At 73.9% G+C, this 16,730-nt stretch carries 17 protein-coding genes; 10 read left to right on the top strand and 7 right to left on the bottom strand.

What is annotated here, in order from left to right; genetic code table 11:
* Positions 1-29 precede the first annotated feature (29 nt).
* Genes AC2H4J_RS14080 through cofC form a run of 3 tightly spaced genes read right to left on the bottom strand, consistent with a single transcriptional unit; the run spans position 30 to position 3,622 of the window.
* A complete protein-coding gene (locus AC2H4J_RS14080) occupies positions 30-944 on the bottom strand; it encodes an NUDIX hydrolase (protein WP_487465496.1) in 915 nt (304 codons plus the stop codon).
* On the bottom strand, positions 928-2,991 hold the full coding sequence (locus AC2H4J_RS14075) for an RNA degradosome polyphosphate kinase (protein WP_487465495.1): 2,064 nt from the start codon (positions 2,989-2,991) through the stop codon (positions 928-930). The genes AC2H4J_RS14080 and AC2H4J_RS14075 overlap by 17 nt, the downstream gene beginning before the upstream one ends.
* A 4-nt stretch (positions 2,992-2,995) precedes the next feature.
* Positions 2,996-3,622, bottom strand: a complete 627-nt coding sequence (cofC, locus tag AC2H4J_RS14070; RefSeq protein ID WP_487465494.1) for a 2-phospho-L-lactate guanylyltransferase — start codon at positions 3,620-3,622, stop codon at positions 2,996-2,998.
* Between the two features lie 145 nt (positions 3,623-3,767).
* Here cofC and AC2H4J_RS14065 point away from each other — a divergent pair, with 145 nt between their 5' ends.
* Genes AC2H4J_RS14065 through AC2H4J_RS14055 form a run of 3 tightly spaced genes read left to right on the top strand, consistent with a single transcriptional unit; the run spans position 3,768 to position 6,651 of the window.
* Positions 3,768-4,526, top strand: coding sequence for a lysophospholipid acyltransferase family protein (locus tag AC2H4J_RS14065; protein WP_487465493.1), 759 nt, complete (start codon positions 3,768-3,770; stop codon positions 4,524-4,526).
* A complete protein-coding gene (locus AC2H4J_RS14060) occupies positions 4,523-5,518 on the top strand; it encodes an NAD(P)H-dependent glycerol-3-phosphate dehydrogenase (RefSeq protein WP_487465492.1) in 996 nt (331 codons plus the stop codon). The genes AC2H4J_RS14065 and AC2H4J_RS14060 overlap by 4 nt, the downstream gene beginning before the upstream one ends.
* Positions 5,515-6,651: a cystathionine gamma-lyase gene (locus AC2H4J_RS14055; RefSeq protein WP_487465491.1), complete on the top strand. Its 1,137-nt coding sequence runs from the start codon at positions 5,515-5,517 to the stop codon at positions 6,649-6,651. Before AC2H4J_RS14060 ends, AC2H4J_RS14055 begins: the two co-directional genes overlap by 4 nt.
* On the opposite strand, the gene AC2H4J_RS14050 is transcribed toward AC2H4J_RS14055, so the two are convergent.
* The gene (locus AC2H4J_RS14050; protein ID WP_487465490.1) at positions 6,625-7,413 is read right to left on the bottom strand and encodes a CDP-alcohol phosphatidyltransferase family protein; all 789 of its coding nucleotides are present in this window, start codon (positions 7,411-7,413) and stop codon (positions 6,625-6,627) included. The two genes, AC2H4J_RS14055 and AC2H4J_RS14050, sit on opposite strands and share 27 nt — an antisense overlap.
* A 62-nt stretch (positions 7,414-7,475) precedes the next feature.
* On the opposite strand from AC2H4J_RS14050, the gene AC2H4J_RS14045 reads away from it, so the two are divergent.
* Both AC2H4J_RS14045 and AC2H4J_RS14040 read left to right on the top strand, forming a co-directional pair.
* Entirely contained in the window at positions 7,476-8,603 is a 1,128-nt protein-coding gene (locus AC2H4J_RS14045) for a D-alanine--D-alanine ligase family protein (protein WP_487465489.1), read from the top strand.
* Positions 8,600-9,256: a hypothetical protein gene (locus tag AC2H4J_RS14040; RefSeq protein ID WP_487465488.1), complete on the top strand. Its 657-nt coding sequence runs from the start codon at positions 8,600-8,602 to the stop codon at positions 9,254-9,256. The genes AC2H4J_RS14045 and AC2H4J_RS14040 overlap by 4 nt, the downstream gene beginning before the upstream one ends.
* 1 nt (position 9,257) lies before the next feature.
* Here the strand turns inward: AC2H4J_RS14040 and AC2H4J_RS14035 are convergent, their stop codons facing one another.
* Both AC2H4J_RS14035 and AC2H4J_RS14030 read right to left on the bottom strand, forming a co-directional pair.
* A complete protein-coding gene (locus tag AC2H4J_RS14035; protein WP_487465487.1) occupies positions 9,258-9,761 on the bottom strand; it encodes a DUF3515 domain-containing protein in 504 nt (167 codons plus the stop codon).
* Between the two features lie 73 nt (positions 9,762-9,834).
* A complete protein-coding gene (locus AC2H4J_RS14030; protein WP_487465486.1) occupies positions 9,835-10,068 on the bottom strand; it encodes an Lrp/AsnC family transcriptional regulator in 234 nt (77 codons plus the stop codon).
* Between the two features lie 83 nt (positions 10,069-10,151).
* Between AC2H4J_RS14030 and AC2H4J_RS14025 the strand changes: the two genes are divergently transcribed.
* Genes AC2H4J_RS14025 through AC2H4J_RS14015 form a run of 3 tightly spaced genes read left to right on the top strand, consistent with a single transcriptional unit; the run spans position 10,152 to position 12,320 of the window.
* Positions 10,152-11,192: a thiamine-phosphate kinase gene (locus AC2H4J_RS14025; protein WP_487465485.1), complete on the top strand. Its 1,041-nt coding sequence runs from the start codon at positions 10,152-10,154 to the stop codon at positions 11,190-11,192.
* Positions 11,176-11,703 carry a GNAT family N-acetyltransferase gene (locus AC2H4J_RS14020; RefSeq protein WP_487465484.1) on the top strand — a complete coding sequence of 176 codons (528 nt, stop codon included), beginning with the start codon at positions 11,176-11,178 and terminating at the stop codon, positions 11,701-11,703. Before AC2H4J_RS14025 ends, AC2H4J_RS14020 begins: the two co-directional genes overlap by 17 nt.
* Entirely contained in the window at positions 11,691-12,320 is a 630-nt protein-coding gene (locus AC2H4J_RS14015) for a cytidylate kinase-like family protein (RefSeq protein ID WP_487465483.1), read from the top strand. Before AC2H4J_RS14020 ends, AC2H4J_RS14015 begins: the two co-directional genes overlap by 13 nt.
* Positions 12,321-12,574: 254 nt before the next feature.
* Here the strand turns inward: AC2H4J_RS14015 and rpmB are convergent, their stop codons facing one another.
* Complete coding sequence (gene rpmB / locus AC2H4J_RS14010) at positions 12,575-12,757, bottom strand: 50S ribosomal protein L28 (protein WP_425427062.1); 183 nt, start codon at positions 12,755-12,757, stop codon at positions 12,575-12,577.
* Between the two features lie 181 nt (positions 12,758-12,938).
* Here rpmB and AC2H4J_RS14005 point away from each other — a divergent pair, with 181 nt between their 5' ends.
* On the top strand, positions 12,939-14,546 hold the full coding sequence (locus tag AC2H4J_RS14005; RefSeq protein ID WP_487465482.1) for a DAK2 domain-containing protein: 1,608 nt from the start codon (positions 12,939-12,941) through the stop codon (positions 14,544-14,546).
* On the top strand, positions 14,543-16,726 hold the full coding sequence (gene recG / locus AC2H4J_RS14000; protein WP_487465481.1) for an ATP-dependent DNA helicase RecG: 2,184 nt from the start codon (positions 14,543-14,545) through the stop codon (positions 16,724-16,726). The genes AC2H4J_RS14005 and recG overlap by 4 nt, the downstream gene beginning before the upstream one ends.
* Positions 16,727-16,730: the final 4 nt, after the last annotated feature.

Raw genomic sequence — 16,730 nt, 5'->3', positions numbered from 1 at the left:
GCTCAGGGCGGTGCCCCTGGAGGGGGCCTTCAGAACTCGGGCTCGAGGTCGCGGTAGTAGTCCGCGGACAGCGACCCCGGCCGGCCGCCCAGAACCCAGACGCTGCCCTTCGCCGACGGCGGGTAGCTGCGGGTGGCTGCGAACTGGACCCCCAGGCGCATGAGCACCGACGGGATCGCGCCACCCTGGCTGCAGACCACGGTCACGCCCGGCTCGTCCCGCGGCTCGAGAAACCGCTCGACGACCGCCATGCCGGCGTCCGGATCATCGGCGAACTCCTCCTCGCCCACCTCGGGCAGGGGGAGCACCGGCAACCCCAGGCACGCGGCGAGGGGAGCGACGGTCTGCTCGCACCGCGTGCGGCGGGCGGAGTACACCGCGGTCGGGCCGAACAGCGGCAGCACCCGGGCCAGCCGCTGGGCCTGATGCCGACCCCGCGGGTCGAGCGGCCGCAGGTCGTCCGGACCGTCCCAGTCCGCGCGGTCGCCGGCCCGGCCGTGCCGGACGAGCACGAGCGTGGGCATGAGCGGGACGTCGGCGCGGGCGAGATCGGCGAGCACTGCCCGGTCGTGGTCGTGGGAGCACAGGGCGGCCGCCTCGGGCAGCGGGAGCCAGCGCAGCTCGTCGACCTCGTCGTCCGGGTCGAACGTGCCCCCCAGCGCCTGCATCACCCAGTAGTCGACCCGCTTGAGGCCCTCGAGCACGGGATAGGTCGTGCGGATGCTGCGCCGACCGGCGAGGACCTCGAGGCCGGTCTCCTCGTCGATCTCGCGGACGGCGGCGGTCAGCCCGTGCTCACCGGCGTCGAGCTTGCCCTTCGGCAGCGACCAGTCGTCGTACCGGGGCCGGTGGACCACGACGGCCTCCAGCGTTCCACCGGCCGTCCGCCGCCAGACCGCACCGCCGGCCGCGGCGACGACCCGGCCCTCAGCCGGCGAGCTCACCGACCCGCTCCAGCTGCGCGGCCTGGAAGTCCTCGCCGTCGAAGTGGGTCCACGACCCGTCGCTGCCCAGCTCCCAGCAGCGGATGTCGTCGGCCAGCGCCGCCTCGAAGATCCGGCCCATCTCCGCGCGTGCGTGCTCGTCGCAGACGCGCAGCAGCACCTCGACACGTCGATCGAGGTTGCGGTGCATCAGGTCGGCGCTGCCCAGCCACCACTCCGGGTCGCCGCCGTTCGCGAAGGACATGACGCGCGAGTGCTCCAGGAACCGGCCCACGATCGAGCGCACCCGGATGTTCTCCGACAGCCCGGGGACCCCGGGACGCAGCGCGCAGATGCCGCGGATCAGCAGGTCGACCGGGACGCCGGCGGTGGACGCCTCGTAGAGCGCGTCGGAGATCCGCTCGTCGACCAGGCTGTTCAGCTTGAACCGGATGCCCGACGGCCGGCCCTCGGCGGCGTGCCGCGCCTCGCGCCGGATCTTCTCGATCAGCCCGCTGCGGATGCCGTGCGGGGCGACCATCAGGGTGCGGTAGTTGGTCTGCCGCGAGTAGCCGGTGAGGACGTTGAACAGGTCGGTGAGGTCGGCACCCACCCGCGGGTCGGCGGTGAGGACGCCGAGGTCCTCGTAGATCCGGGCGGTCTTCGGGTTGTAGTTGCCGGTGCCGATGTGGCAGTACCGCCGCAGGACGCCGTGCTCCCGCCGGACGACGAGCGCGGTCTTGCAGTGGGTCTTCAGCCCCACCAGCCCGTACACGACGTGGCAGCCCGCCCGCTCCAGCGATCGGGCCCAGCTGATGTTGGCCTCCTCGTCGAAGCGCGCCTTGATCTCCACCAGGACGACGACCTGCTTGCCGGCCTCGGCGGCCTCGATGAGCGCGTTGACGATGGGCGAGTCGCCGGAGGTGCGGTACAGGGTCTGCTTGATGGCCAGCACGTTCGGATCGGAGGCCGCCTGCTCGATGAACCGCTGCACGCTGGTCGCGAACGAGTGGTACGGGTGGTGCAGCAGGACGTCTCCCTCGCGCAGCGTGGCGAACACGCTCTTGGGCGTCTCGCCGTCGGACAACCGGGGATGGGTGGCCGGCACGAACGGCTCGTCCTTGAGCTCCGGGCGGTCGAGGTCGTAGAACGCCATCAGGGCGCCCAGGTCGAGCAGGCCCGGCACCTGCAGGACGTCCTGCGGCTTCATCTCCATCTCGCTGAGCAGGACGTCGAGGATCTGCGGGTCCATCGTCTCGGTGACCTCGAGCCGGACGGCGCGTCCGAACCGCCGGCGGGCGAGCTCGCGCTCCAGGGCCTGGAGGAGATCCTCGTCGCGGTCCTCCTCCACCTCGAGATCGGCGTTGCGGGTGACCCGGAACAGGTGGTGGGAGACGACCTCGAGGCCCGGGAACAGCTGCGGCAGGTGCGCGGCGATGAGGTCCTCGAGGGGGAGGAACGCCGCCGACTCGTCCGCCGGCCCGACGCGGACGAACCGCGGCACGTTGTTGGGCACCTTGACCCGCGCGAAGTGGGCGACGCCGCTGTCGGGGTCGCGGACGCTGACGGCGAGGTTCAGCGACAGCCCGCTGATGTAGGGGAACGGGTGCGCGGGGTCGACCGCCAGCGGGGTGAGCACCGGGAAGACCTGGTCGCGGAAGTACTCGCGCTGCCGGCGGGCGTCGTCGTCGGCCAGGTCCGCCCAGTGCACGATCCGGATGCCGGCCTCCTCCAGTCGCGGGCTGACGTCCTTGATGAAGACGTCGGCGTGCCGCTGGACGAGGTCCTGCGTGCGCTGCGTGACCAGCTCCAGCTGCTCACGGATGGTGAGGCCGTCGGGCGACCGGACGCTGAGGCCCGTGGTCTGACGGCGCTTCAAGCCGGCGATGCGCACCATGTAGAACTCGTCGAGGTTGCTCGCGAAGATCGCCAGGAACTTGACCCGTTCCAGCAGCGGCAGGGTGTCGTCCTCGGCGAGCTCGAGGACCCGCGCGTTGAAGTCGAGCCAGGACAGCTCGCGGTTCAGGAACCGGTCGGCGGGCAGCCGGGTCGGGCTCTCGGGGGGCACCCGCTCATCGTGCCCCACCCAGGTGAACGGCGAACGCCGTCGTGCGTGGTCCCGCACCGAGCGCCAGGGCGTCCCGGAGGTCGGCCTCGGTGTCCACGTCGCGCACCAACCCCGGCCAGTGTCCGGACAGGGGCACGGCGCCGCTCGCCCGGTGGGCCTGCGCCGAGCCCGGCCCGAACGACGGGCGCAGCGGCGCGGCGAGGGCGGTGAGCAGGGTCGTGCCGGTGCCGTGGGCGTCGGCGACGAACCCGCGCGGAACGGCGGACGCGGCGGCCAGGGCGGCCGCCAACTCCTCGGGGCGCAGTGCCGGCAGGTCGGAGGAGAGCGCCGCGACCGCGGCGTGCCGGGCGACGGATGCGCCGTGGTCGAGGGCGGCGTTGAGCCCGGCGTCCGGCTCGTCGGCGACCGCGCGCGCCCCGAGTCCGCGCACGAGGTCGGCCGCCGCCGGGTCGTCGGTCACCACGACCACCTCGCCGACGACCTCGCTGCCGAGGGCCGCGGTCACCGTGTCGGCGAGCAGGGCGAGCACCAGGTCGTCGTGGCCGTGACCCAGCGGCGCGGTGACGGGACGCAGCCGCGTCTTCGCCACGGCCAGCCGCTTCGCGGGGACGACGACCGACCAGCTGGGCACGGACCCATGTGAGCATGGCGCGACCCCCCGGTGCGCGGCGGGGCGGCGACGGAGGTCGATCATGGGCATGATCACACGCGCACGAGCAGACACCGCGTCGAGGGGAAGGGGGCCCGTGGCCGAGGAGACGTCCGATCGCCGTCCGATGAAATGGCGAACGCGGGGCGTGCCGCCGTTCGGGATGTGCGTCGCGATCGTGCTGGTCTATCCCTTCGCCTCGCTGATGTTCCGGCTGCGGTACCGGCACGCCGAGCGGCTGCCGCCCCGCGGCCCGGTGCTGGTCGTCGCCAACCACGTGTCGATCTTCGATCCGATCGCGTGCGCGCGGCTGGTGTTCGACAGCGGGCGGATGCCGCACTTCCTCGCCAAGGAGTCGGTGTTCAAGGGCGTGCTCCGTCCGCTGCTCAAGAGCGCCGGGCAGATCCCGGTCGCCCGGTTCTCCGCCGACGCGCACGCGGCGCTCGACGCGGCCCGGGCCGACCTGGCGGCGGGGAACGTCATCGTGATCTACCCCGAGGGCTCGGTCACCCGCGATCCGGACTGGTGGCCGATGCAGGCGCGCACCGGGGTGGCCCGCCTCGCCCTGACCACCGACGCCGTCGTCGTCCCGGTCGCCCAGTGGGGACCGCAGGCGGTGCACGACTACCACCGCAAGAAGTTCCACCTGCGCCTGCGCGCACCTGCCGACTACCTGGTCGGGGAGCCGATCGACCTCTCCGCCGCGCGGGCACAGCTTCGCGACGGCGCTCCGCTGTCGGCCCAGATGCTGAGGGAGACGACCGACCTGATCATGACCCGGGTGCGCGACCAGCTGGCCGAGCTGCGCCACGAGCCCGCCCCGTCGACCTTCCACCCCCGTCCGCGGCGCGAGCTGCCCGGCGACGTCCCCGGAACTGCTGCGTGACGCGGGCCGCGGTGCTCGGAGCCGGTTCCTGGGGGACGACCTTCGCGAAGGTGCTCGCCGATGCCGGCTGCGACGTCATGCTGCACGCGCGGCGTCCGGAGCTGGCTGCGGCGATCACCGAGCAGCGCCAGAATCCGGACTACCTGCCCGGTGTGCGACTGCCCTCGGCGGTGTGCGCGACCGCCGACCCGGCGGAGGCCCTGCGGGACGCAGGCATCGTCGTCCTCGCCGTCCCGTCGCAGTCGCTGCGGGGCAACCTCGAGGAGTGGGCGGACCTCCTGCCCCCGGACGCCACGCTGCTCTCGCTCATGAAGGGCATCGAGCTGGGGACGACGAAGCGGATGAGCGAGGTCATCGCCGAGGTGACCGGTGCCGCCCCCGAGCGGGTCGCCGTCCTCTCCGGGCCGAACCTCGCCCGGGAGATCGCCGAGGAGCAGCCGGCCGCCACGGTGATCGCGTGCACGGACGCCGACCGGGCGACGACCCTGCAGGCGGCCTGCCACACGCCCTACTTCCGGCCGTACACCAATCCCGACATGGTCGGCTGCGAACTGGGCGGGGCGGTGAAGAACATCATCGCGCTGGCCGTGGGGATGGCCGAGGGCCTGGGCTTCGGCGACAACACCCGGGCGTCGCTGATCACTCGCGGCCTGGCCGAGACCGCCCGCCTCGGCCTCGTGCTGGGGGCGGAGCTGACGACGTTCGCCGGGCTCGCCGGGCTGGGTGACCTCGTGGCCACCTGCAGCTCGCCGCTGTCGCGGAACCGGACCTTCGGGGAGAAGCTCGGCCGGGGGATGTCGGTCGAGGAGGTGCAGGAGAGCACGCGGCAGACCGCGGAGGGCGTGAAGAGCTGCCGGTCGGTGCTCGACCTCGCGCGCGCCCGGGGCGTCGACGTGCCGATCACCGAGGCCGTCGTCCGCGTCTGCCACGAGGGCGAGTCGCCGGCGCAGATGGTGAAGGAGATCATGTCGCGCGAGGCGAAGCCGGAGTGACGCCGTCCACCTGGGGCGACGGCACGCGCTCCGTCCGGGGCGGCGAGGGCGAGCCCGTCCCGGGTGCGCCCCTGCGGCCCTCTCCGGTGTTCGCGGCGCCGTTCCACCTCGGCGACCGGCCGCCGCGCGCCGGGGGACTGGACGCCTACGCGCGCACCGAGCACCCGACCCTGCGCGAGTTCGAGGCGGCCGTGGGTGCGCTCGACGGCGGCCGGTGCCTGTCCTTCGCCACGGGGATGGCCGCGATCAGCGCGGCGGTGTTCACGTGCGTGCGCGCCGGAGACCGGGTCGTCCTGCCGTCGGACGGTTACTACGCGACCCGCCTGCTGGCCCGCGACGAGCTGACGCGCTTCGGGGTCTCCGTCGACTACGTCGCCACGCCGGAGATCGAGTCGGTGGCCGCGCGCGGGGGGCTGGCCGGCGTCCGGCTGGTGCTGCTCGAGACGCCGAGCAATCCCGAGCTGGACGTCTGCGACATCGCGGCGGTGGCGGCGGCGGCGCACCAGGCGCGGGCGGTGGTGGCGGTCGACAACACCACCGCGACGCCACTGGGTCAGCGCCCGCTGGAGCTGGGCGCCGACCTGACGATCGGGAGCGACACCAAGGCGCTCACCGGGCACAGCGACCTGCTGCTGGGCCACGTCAGCACGACCGACGACGACCTGTTCGACCGCCTGCAGCGCTGGCGGAACCTCACCGGGAACACGCCGGGCCCCTTCGAGGCGTGGCTCGGGCACCGCTCGATGAGCACGCTGGACCTGCGGCTGGCCCGTCAGGCGGCCACCGCGGCGGCGGTGGCCGACCTCCTGGCCGGCTCCCCGGCGGTGACCGGCGTCCGGTGGCCGTGGCGCGCGGGTGACCCCTCGTTCGCCCTCGCGGCCCGGCAGATGCTGCGGCCGAACGGGATCGTCTCCGCCGTCCTGGCCGACGAGGCCGCCGTGGCGACGCTGATCTCCCGCACGCAGCTGTGGACCGCCGCCACCAGCTTCGGCGGGGTGCACAGCACGATCGACCGGCGGGCCCAGTGGGGCGGGGACGCCGTGGCCCCGGGCTTCGTGCGGCTGTCGTGCGGCATCGAGGACACCGCGGACCTGGTCCAGGACCTCTCAGTCGCCCTGGCTGCCCTCGACTGATCGCGCGACGCGCCGGGCACCGGCGCCGCGTGCCGTCAGCCAGATGCTGAGGCCCCAGTAGTAGGCCATGTAGCCGAGCGAGACGGCCACCACCCACGGGTTCGGGTGGGGCAGCTGGACGACGAGCACCGCGTACGTGACCAGCCAGACGACGGTGAGCGTGAGCGTGAGCCCTCGCAGGGAGCGCATCCGGGACGGATAGAGGTAGCGGATCGGCACGAAGACGAGCACCGCGAACACGACCAGCAGGGCGGCGGTCACGAGCTCGCCGAGGTCGAGCACGATCACGTAGAACGCGAGGACGTTCCAGTAGCTCGGCCAGCCCAGGAAGAAGTGGTCGGCGGTCTTCGCGTCGACCCTGCAGAACTGGTAGCAGGACGCGAGCAGGGGCAGTGCCGCCACCACCCAGCCGAGGGGGCCCCGGGGCAGGTAGCCGGTCGCCCACAGCAGCACGAGCGGCGCGAAGACGTAGGTCAGGTAGTCGACGATGTTGTCGAGCAGGGCGCCGTCGAACCAGGGGATCGTCTCCTTGACCCGGAAGCGCCGCGCGAGCATGCCGTCGGTGCCGTCGATGAAGAGCGTCGCCAGGCCCAGCCACAGCGCGGCCTCGACGTCGCCGTCGATGGCGGCCAGGACGATGAGCAGGCCGAGGACCGAGCCACTGGCCGTGTACAGGTGGACCGCGGCACCGGCCAGGCGGAAGCCGAGGGAGAACGCGGGATCGGCCCCGGGGACGGCGTCGACGGCCGCGTTCTCGCGCACTCCGAGAGGTTGCCACACCACCTCCACTAGGGTCGCGGTGATGAGCTGGAACGGGGCCCTGCATGGGTGAGAAGCTGCGCGTCGCGGTCGTCTTCGGCGGCCGCAGCGCTGAGCACGCCATCTCCTGCGTGTCGGCGGGCAGCGTGATGGCTGCGCTCGATCCCGACCGCTACGAGGTGGTTCCGGTCGGGATCACGCGCGAGGGCGGGTGGGTGCTGGCCGATCCGGACCAGCGCCTGGCCATCACCGACGGTCACCTGCCCGAGGTCAGCGGCGGGACGGCGGTGTCGCTGGTCGGCGATCCGGCCGGGCGCGGGCTCGCCGTCCTGGAGCCGGCCGCCGCCATCGGCACGGCGCTGACCGAGGTCGACGTCGTCTTCCCCGTGCTGCACGGCGCGTACGGCGAGGACGGCACGATCCAGGGGCTCCTGGAGATGTCCGGGCTGCCGTACGTCGGCTCCGGGGTGTTCGCGAGCGCGGCGTCGATGGACAAGGAGTTCACCAAGAAGCTCCTCGCGGCGGCCGGGCTGCCGCAGGGCGACCACGTGGTTCTCCGGGACGCCACCGGCGCGGTGTGCGCCGACCCCGCCGTCCTCGACGAGGCGGCGCGGGAGCGGTTGGGTCTGCCGGTCTTCGTGAAGCCGTCCCGGGCGGGGTCGAGCATCGGCATCACCAAGGTCACCGACTGGGCGCAGTTCCCGGAGGCGGTGGCAGCAGCGGCAGCGGTCGACCCGAAGGTCATCGTCGAGGCGTCGCTGCCCGGCCGCGAGATCGAGTGCGGTGTCCTGGCCGATCCCGGCACCGGCCTGCCCGAGGCGAGTCTGCCTGCGGAGATCCGGCTGCGGGCCGGGGTCGACTGGTACGACTTCGCGGCCAAGTACCTCGACGACTCGGTCGACCTCGACGTGCCGGCCGACCTCACGCCGGCGCAGACCGCGGCGGTGCAGGACGCCTCCCGCCGGGCGTTCCTCGCCATGGACTGCCGGGGGCTCGCGCGGGTCGACTTCTTCCTGGGTACGGCGCCCGACGGCAGCGACACCCTGGTGATCAACGAGGTGAACACGATGCCGGGCTTCACGCCGATCTCGATGTTCCCTCGCATGTGGGCGGCCAGCGGCGTTCCCTACCCCGAACTCGTCGACCGGCTGATCGCCACCGCGCTGGCGGCCGGCTCGCGGCCGGTTCGGTGATCGGCGGGCGGCCGAGCCTCCGGGACGCCGTCCTGCTCGCCGTGCTCACCTGCCTGCCCACGGCGGCCGGCTGCGCGCGCACCATGGAAGGGGCGCCGACCCCGGCCGCCGCCGTCCCGACCCCGGAATCGGTCGACGAGCTGAGCGACCTCGTCGTGACGCAGGTGCCCTCCGGTCTGCCGCGGCTGCCCGACGAGGAGCTGCAGCCGCCGGCCGGACCCAAGTCGATGGACGACATCGCCGACTACTCCGACGATCCGCGGCGCGAGCGCGACGTGCTGGAGCGGTACGGCTACCGCTACGGGTGGGAACGGTTCTGGGGGACGGGGTCGGGACCCATGACCGGCGTCTTCGTCGACCAGTTCGGCGCGCGGGCGGGGGCCGGGTCCTACGCCCGGGACCTCGCCCGGAACGACGCCGAGAAGTACGGCGCCGTCGTCCACGAGAACCCGCCGGACCTACCGGGTGGCTGCCGGATGCTCACCGTCGACGACGCGGACGCCCAGGCGTCGCTGGGCGGGCCCGCGGCCCTGGCCTGGTGCGGGCACGGCGCGTTCAGCGTCTCGGTGACCTCCGTCGCGGAGTCGCTGGGGGCCGCGGAGAAGGAGGTCCGCGCCGTCGTCCGGGCGCAGCTGGACCGCCTGCCGCCGTGAGTCACCGGCCGGGCTGCGGATCCCGATAGGGGAGGGCCTGGGCGATCTGCGGCGTCAGGGCGGTGACCGGGGCGCTGTCGACCGACGACGGCAGCGAGATCTGCACGTAGACCGGACGGTCGACCGTCGTCCACACGGTCGTGTCGGGGGCGTCGGTGTCGACGTAGAACTGGACGCCGTTGATCTGGATGGCCGGGGCGCCGACGACGTAGCCGGCGGGGCGGTCGACCCCGCAGACCAGGACCACCGGTGGATCGCCCCAGGCGTAGGCGAACGGCGTGTCCGACTTCACCCGCCGGGACTGCTGACCGGACAGCTCCAGCGGCAGCGTCTTCATCAGGGCCGGACACGAGGCCTCGGCCTCGGGGGTGACCGGCGGGACCTCCACCGGCAGGACCGGGAGGTCCTCCCGTGCGGTCGCCGTGGCGCCCGAGACGTCGGCGGGCGCGTCGTCGGAGCCGCCCAGCACGTTCACCAGCACGACCAGCGCGACGACCACCGGCACGAGGATCGCGGTCGCGATGAGCGCGACCCGGCGCAGCGGGTCGCGGGGGCGGCTCTCCTCGCTCAGGGCTGACTCAGATGTTGACGACGGGGCACGTCAGCGTGCGGGTGATGCCGTCGACCGACTGGACGCGGGCGACGACCAGGCGGCCGAGCTCGTCGACGCTCTCGGCCTGGGCGCGGACGATCACGTCGTAGGGACCCGTGACGTCCTCGGCCTTCGTCACGCCGTCGATCTCGGCGATGGTGGTGGCGACCTGGGCGGCCTTGCCGACCTCGGTCTGGATGAGGATGTAGGCGTGGACCACGGGAGACCTTTCCTCGGGCAGTGCGGCCGTCCTGCCGGGTGGCGGACAGATCGGCAACCTACCGCAGCGGCAGGATGGGACAGGTGACTCGCCCCCGCCCCCTCGTTCCCCGCGGTGATCCGGCCGACAGCGTCCGCGTCGTCGGAGAGTTCGGCGTGATCACCCGGGTGCTCGCCCAGGCCGGCTCGGCGCGGGCCGCGCTCGTGGGCCCCGGCGACGACGGTGCGGTGCTGCAGACGTCCGACGGCCGGGTCGTCGCGAGCACCGACGTCCTCGTCGAGGGCAGGCACTTCCGGCGCGACTGGTCGTCGGCGGAGGACATCGGGCACAAGGCCGCCGCGGCGAACCTGGCCGACATCGCCGCCATGGGTGGGACCGCGACCGCGCTGCTCGTCGGCCTGGCCTGCCCGTCGAGCACCCCGACGTCGTGGCTGGAGGGAGTGGCCGCGGGGCTGGCCGCGGAGTGTGGCCCGCTCGGCGCCGCCGTCGTCGGTGGGGACCTGGTCGCGTCGGCCCCGGACAGCGAGGCGGTGGTGCTCTCGGTGACCGCGCTGGGTGATCTCGGCGGCCGGGCGCCGGTGCTGCGCTCGGGGGCGCGCCCCGGGGACGTGGTGGCGCTCGCGGGCCGGCTCGGCTGGGCGGCGTGCGGCCTCGCCGTTCTGCGCCGGGGCTTCTCGAGCCCGATCGCGGCCGTGGCGGCGCACCGCCGTCCGGCGCCGCCGTACGCCGCCGGGCCGGCCGCGGCGGAGGCCGGGGCGTCGGCGATGTGCGACGTGAGCGACGGCCTGCTGGCCGACGTCGGCCACCTCGCCGCCGACAGCCGGGTCACCGTCGACCTGGACGGCGGAGCTCTCCAGCGGGTGTGCCTCGAGCCGCCGGGCGCCTTGCAGCAGGTGGGCGCGGCGCTCGGGGTCGACCCGATGTCGTGGGTGCTCACCGGCGGGGAGGATCACGCCCTGGTCGCGACCTTCCCCGCACGCACCCCGCTCCCCGAGGGCTGGTCGGCGATCGGGACGGTGCGCACCGGCCCGCGGCGCGCGGGTGTGTTCGTCGACGGCCGCCCCGCTGCGGACGCCGTCCAGGCGGTGGGCGCGGAAGGACCCGGGCATGTCCACTTCGGCTGAACGACTGCGCGACGGGACCGCGGTCACCCTGCGCCCCCTGCCCTACGACCACCCGGTGGCGCACGACCTGGTGGAGCAGGTGCAGGAGGAGTACGTGCGTCGCTACGGCGGGCGGGACGCGGCCGTCGTCGATGCCGCCGAGTTCCTGCCGCCGCTCGGCATCTTCCTGGTGGCGGAGATCGACGGCGAGCCGGCCGGATGCGGGGCGTGGCGTGTCCAGTCGCCCGGCGTCGCGGAGATCAAGCGGGTGTACGTCGTGCCCCGGTTCCGCCGCCGCGGGCTCGCGCAGGTGGTCGTCGCGGCGCTGGAGGACGGCGCCGCCCGGGCCGGGCATGCCTCTGTCGTGCTGAACACCGGCCAGGAGCAGCCGGAGGCCGTGGCTCTGTACACCGACCTCGGTTACGGCCCGATCGAGGGATACGGCATCTACGCCTGCTCGCCAGGGGCGGTGTTCCTGGGGAAGGATCTCGCCCCCGGGACGGAGACGGAGGGGTCGACATGGGCGTCGTGACCGTGTCGGCGGCGTACGGGGCCGCGGGCGCCGAGGTGTCGCGGGCCGTGGCCGAGCGGCTGGGCATGCCGTTCCACGACCGCGCGATCGCGGCGCAGGTGGCCGTCCGGTTGGGAGTGCCGGTGTCGGAGGCCGAGGCGAACGACGAGACCGTCGTCCGCGGGCTCTGGCGGCTGGTCGCCTCGCTGGGGACGATGCCCGACCCGGTCGGCGGGGTGCTGCCGACGTCGAACCTGCCCGACGCCCGTGCCTACCGGGAGCAGACCGAGCGCGTGCTGGCGGAGATCGCCGACGGCGCCGGGGGAGTCGTGCTCGGCCGAGCGGGCGCACTCGTGCTGAAGGAACGGCCGGACGCGCTGCACGTGCGTTTGGACGGCCCGCGCGACCGGCGCCTGGACGCGGCGGTCGGGCGGTCGGGCCGGTCCTCGGACGAGGTCCGCCGCGAGATGGAGGCCAACGACCGCACCCGGGAGGCCTACGTGCGGCATTTCTACCGGTGCGACCCGGCGGACGCGCAGCACTACCACCTGGTGATCGACACGACGGCGGTGCCGCTGGAGACGGTGGTGGAGCTCATCGTGACGGCGGCGCGTGGTCGAGGCCTGACCGGAGTCTGACGTCCTCCGGAGTTTCGGGGAGGTCTGTCGTCCGCCGTCGACGACGGTCTCCACGGGTCGGCTCGGCATGCCGGGGGGATGCTCGGACTGCGGTCCGCCGTTCCCGGTGACCCGTCCGAGCGTCGAACGCGGGCGGCGGGAGTCGGAGGCGTGGGTGCGGTGCTGCGGGTCCACACGGTGCGCACGCGAAGAACCCCGGAGGTCGAGGACCTCCGGGGTTCACCCGGGACCACCGGGACGCGCCGACCCTCAGGTCAGGCGCGCACGACCTTGCCGGCGCGGATGCACGAGGTGCACGCGTTGATCCGGCGACGGTTGCCGGGGGCGATGAGCGCCCGCACGGACTGGATGTTCGGGTTCCAACGGCGCGGCGTGCGGCGGTGCGAGTGCGACACCGACATACCGAAACCGGGCCCCTTGCCACACACATCGCACACGGCAGCCACGGTTGATCACTCCCAGAGAATCGTTCACAGACAGCGGGGCAAGGCAGCACCCGCAACAAGACCGTCGACAAGTCTAACCGCTCCCGGGGGCGGACGTCGCCGCACCCCCCTGTCCGGCCCGGGAACCGCTCGCCGGACCGATCCTGTCAGACCGTCTGGGTACCCTCCGCCCGTGCTGCAGGCGCTGGACGATGCCGCGGTCGGTGCGTGGTACCGGGCCGCGGTCGACGCCCTGTCCACGTCCCGGACCCGGCTCGACGACCTCAACGTGTTCCCGGTTCCCGACGGCGACACCGGCACCAACCTGCTGCTCACCGCGCAGGCCGCGGTCGCCGCCCTCGACGTCCAGGGTCCGCGCACCACCGAGTCGGCCTGGTCGGTCCTCGCCCGCGGCGCGGTTCTGGGGGCCAAGGGCAACTCGGGCACGATCCTGGCGCAGCTCCTCCGCGGCCTCGCCGACCAGCTCGCCGGCCAGCCGCCGGCCGACGGAGCCGCCCTCGCGACCGCGCTGCAGAAGGCCGCCGACACGGCGTACACCGCGGTGGCCGACCCCGAGGAGGGCACCTTCCTCACCGTCGCGCGGGCGAGCGCGGAGGCCGCCGTGGCCGCGGTCGACGCGGGAGCTGCCGATCTCGCCGACGTCGTCCGGGCGGCTGCCGACGGCGCTCGCGCCGCGCTCGAGCACACCCCCGACCAGTTGCAGGCGCTGCGCGACGCCGGTGTGGTCGACGCCGGAGGCGCCGGCCTCTGTCTCGTCCTCGACGCGCTCGTCACCACGGTGACCGGCGTCGAACCGGCCCGCGCCCCCTTGGCCAGGCGTGACCACGGGCACCGCCACTCCGGCGAGCACCTGCCGCACCAGCCCCCGGCCGGTCCGGGCAGTGAGGTCCAGTACCTCCTCGCCGACAGCGATGAAGGCGCGATCGAGCGGCTGCACCACCGCCTCGCCGAGCTCGGCGACAGCCTCGTCGTCGTCGGCGTCGACACCCCTGAGGGCCGGGAGTGGAACGTCCACGTGCACGTGGCGGACGTCGGAGCCGCGATCGAGGCGGGCATCGAGGCCGGGCGCCCCTACCGCATCTCGGTCACCCCGCTGGCTCCGGTGCTCCCGTCGGCGCCCGTGCCCGGTGCCCGCGCCGTGATCGCCATCGCCGGCAGCGACGGCCTCGCCGCCCTCTTCCTGGGCGAGGGCGCCCGGGTCGTCCGCAGCGGTCCCGACGGCGTCAGCGAGGACGAGATCTTCGACGAGGTGATCGCCTCCGCCGCCGTCGAGGTCGTCGTCCTGCCGAACGACGTGTCACTCTCGGCGGTTGCCGCCCGCGCCGCCGCCCGTGCCCGCGAGCTCGGCCGCGACGTCGGAGTCCTCCCCACCCGGTCGCCGGTGCAGGGCCTGGCCGCCCTCGCGGTCGCCGACCGCGCGCGGCGTTTCGGCGACGACCTGATCGCCATGGCGGAGGCTGCCGCGGCGACCCGCTGGGCCGAGGTCACGATCGCCGAGCAGGAGGCCCTCACGATGGCCGGAACCTGTCGCCCCGGCGACGTCCTCGGATCCGCCGAGGGCGACGTCCTGCTCATCGGCGACGACCTCGCCGCCGTCTCGTGCGAGCTCCTCGACCGGTTGCTCTCGGCGGGTGGGGAGATGGCCACGCTCGTCATCGGTCGCGACGAGGCTCTGGGCGATCAGGTCTGCCGCCACCTGGCCACCGCGCACCCGACGATCGAGGTGACCCGGTACGGCGGCGGCGCCGACGGCATCCTGCTGCAGGTCGGTGTCGAGTGAGCGTCACCCTCGAGACGCCGCTGTCCCGCGTGCTCGGTCCCAGGACGGCCAAGGGCATGGCCGAGCAGCTCAACCTGCACACGGTCCGCCACCTGCTCCGGCACTACCCCCGCCGCTACGCCCGCCGCGGTGAGCAGACCGATCTGGCCGACGTCCAGGTCGGCGACCGCGTGACCGTCCTGGCCCAGGTGCGTTCGGTGAACACCCGCCCGATGAAGAACCGCCGGGGCACGCTCACCGAGGTCGTGGTCGGCGACGGCAGCGGCCGCATGAAGCTCGTCTTCTTCAACCACCGGCACGCCCAGTTGCGGCCCGACGCGTGGGGCATGTTCGCCGGCACGGTCGGGGAGTACCGCGGAGAGAAGCAGTTCGCGCACCCCGACATGCACCTGCTCGACGGGGCCGACGACGACACCGACTGGGCCCGCGCGCTCGTGCCGATCTACCCGGCCAGCAAGGACGTCTCGAGCTGGGTGATCCAGAAGTCGGTGAAACTGCTCCTCGGCGCCGGCGGCGGCTTCGCCGACCTGGTGGAGGACCCGCTGCCCGAGCAGATCCGCGCGCGTCACGGCCTGCTGTCGCTGCCGGCCGCACTGCTCGACATCCACCGGCCCACCACGTACGAGGACGTCGAACGCGCGACCGACCGGCTGAAGTGGGACGAGGCGTTGATCCTCCAGCTCACCCTCGCCGCCCGGCGGCGGGCGGCGGCCCTGGAGCCCGGCATCGCCCGGCCACGGGTCGCCGGAGGGCTGCTCGACGCCGTCGACGCGGCGCTGCCCTTCGAGCTCACCGACGGCCAGCGCGAGGTCGGGGACGTGCTCGCGGCCGAGCTCGACCGCGAGCAACCCATGCACCGTCTCCTCCAGGGTGAGGTCGGCTCGGGGAAGACGGTCGTCGCCCTGCGTGCCATGGCGCAGGTCGTCGACGCCGGGGGACAGGCCGCCCTGCTCGCGCCGACCGAGGTCCTCGCGGCCCAGCATGCCCGCGGCATCCGCCAGCTCCTCGGCCCGCTCGGTCGCGCCGGCGAGCTCGACGGCGACCCGTCCGGCACCCGCGTGACGCTGCTGACCGGCTCGCTGAAGGCAGCCGCGAGGCGCGAGGCCCGGGCGGCCGTCGCCGACGGCCGCGCAGGCATCGTGATCGGCACGCACGCGCTGCTGCAGGAGAGCGTCGACTTCGCCGACCTCGGTCTCGTCGTCGTCGACGAGCAGCACCGCTTCGGCGTCGAGCAGCGCGACGCCCTGCGCGCCAAGGGCAACCGGCCTCCGCACGTGCTGGTCATGACGGCCACGCCGATCCCGCGCACCGTGGCCATGACCGTCTACGGCGACCTGGAGACCTCCACCCTGCGCCAGCTCCCCAGCGGGCGCGGTGGCGTCTCCAGCTCCGTCGTCCCCCAGGTGGAGAAGCCTGCCTGGATCGACCGCGCGTGGCAGCGGGTCCGGGAGGAGGTCGCGGCCGGGCGCCAGGCGTACGTCGTCTGTCCTCGCATCGGCGACCAGGACGGTCCGGACGACGAGCCCGAGGACGCCGACGGCGCCCCGCCGGGGAACGACGACCGCAAGCCCCCGGTCGCCGTGCTCGACGTCGCGGAGCTGCTCCGCCACGGTCCGCTCGCGGGGCTGCGGCTCGACGTGCTGCACGGCCGGCTCGGCGCCGAGGACAAGGAGGCCCGCATGCGGGCCTTCGCGGCCGGGGAGATCGACGTGCTGGTCGCCACGACGGTGGTCGAGGTCGGGGTGGACGTCCCCAACGCAACCGTCATGGTCGTCATGGACGCCGATCGCTTCGGCGTCAGCCAGCTGCACCAGCTGCGTGGCCGCGTCGCCCGCGGCAAGCACGCAGGCCTCTGCCTCCTCGTCACCGACGTCCCGATGCAGTCGAGCACCGGGCAGCGGTTGGCCGCGGTGGCGGCGACCTCCGACGGCTTCGAGCTGGCCCGACTCGACCTCGAGACGCGGCGCGAGGGCGACGTGCTCGGCTCGGCGCAGTCCGGCACGCGCACGAGCATCCGCATGCTCTCCCTGCTCGAGGACGAGGAACTCATCGCCACCGCGCGGAGCGAGGCCACGGCCCTCCTCGAGACCGAGCGCGGCCTGGCGGACCACCCGGGGCTGGCCGCCGAGGTGGCCGCGATGGCCACCGACGAGCGCGCCGAGTGGCTCGAGAAGGCATGAGCGA

The sequence above is a fragment of the Blastococcus sp. OS1-29 genome, assembly GCF_057628075.1.
This window is presented reverse-complemented; position numbering and strand designations above follow the sequence as displayed.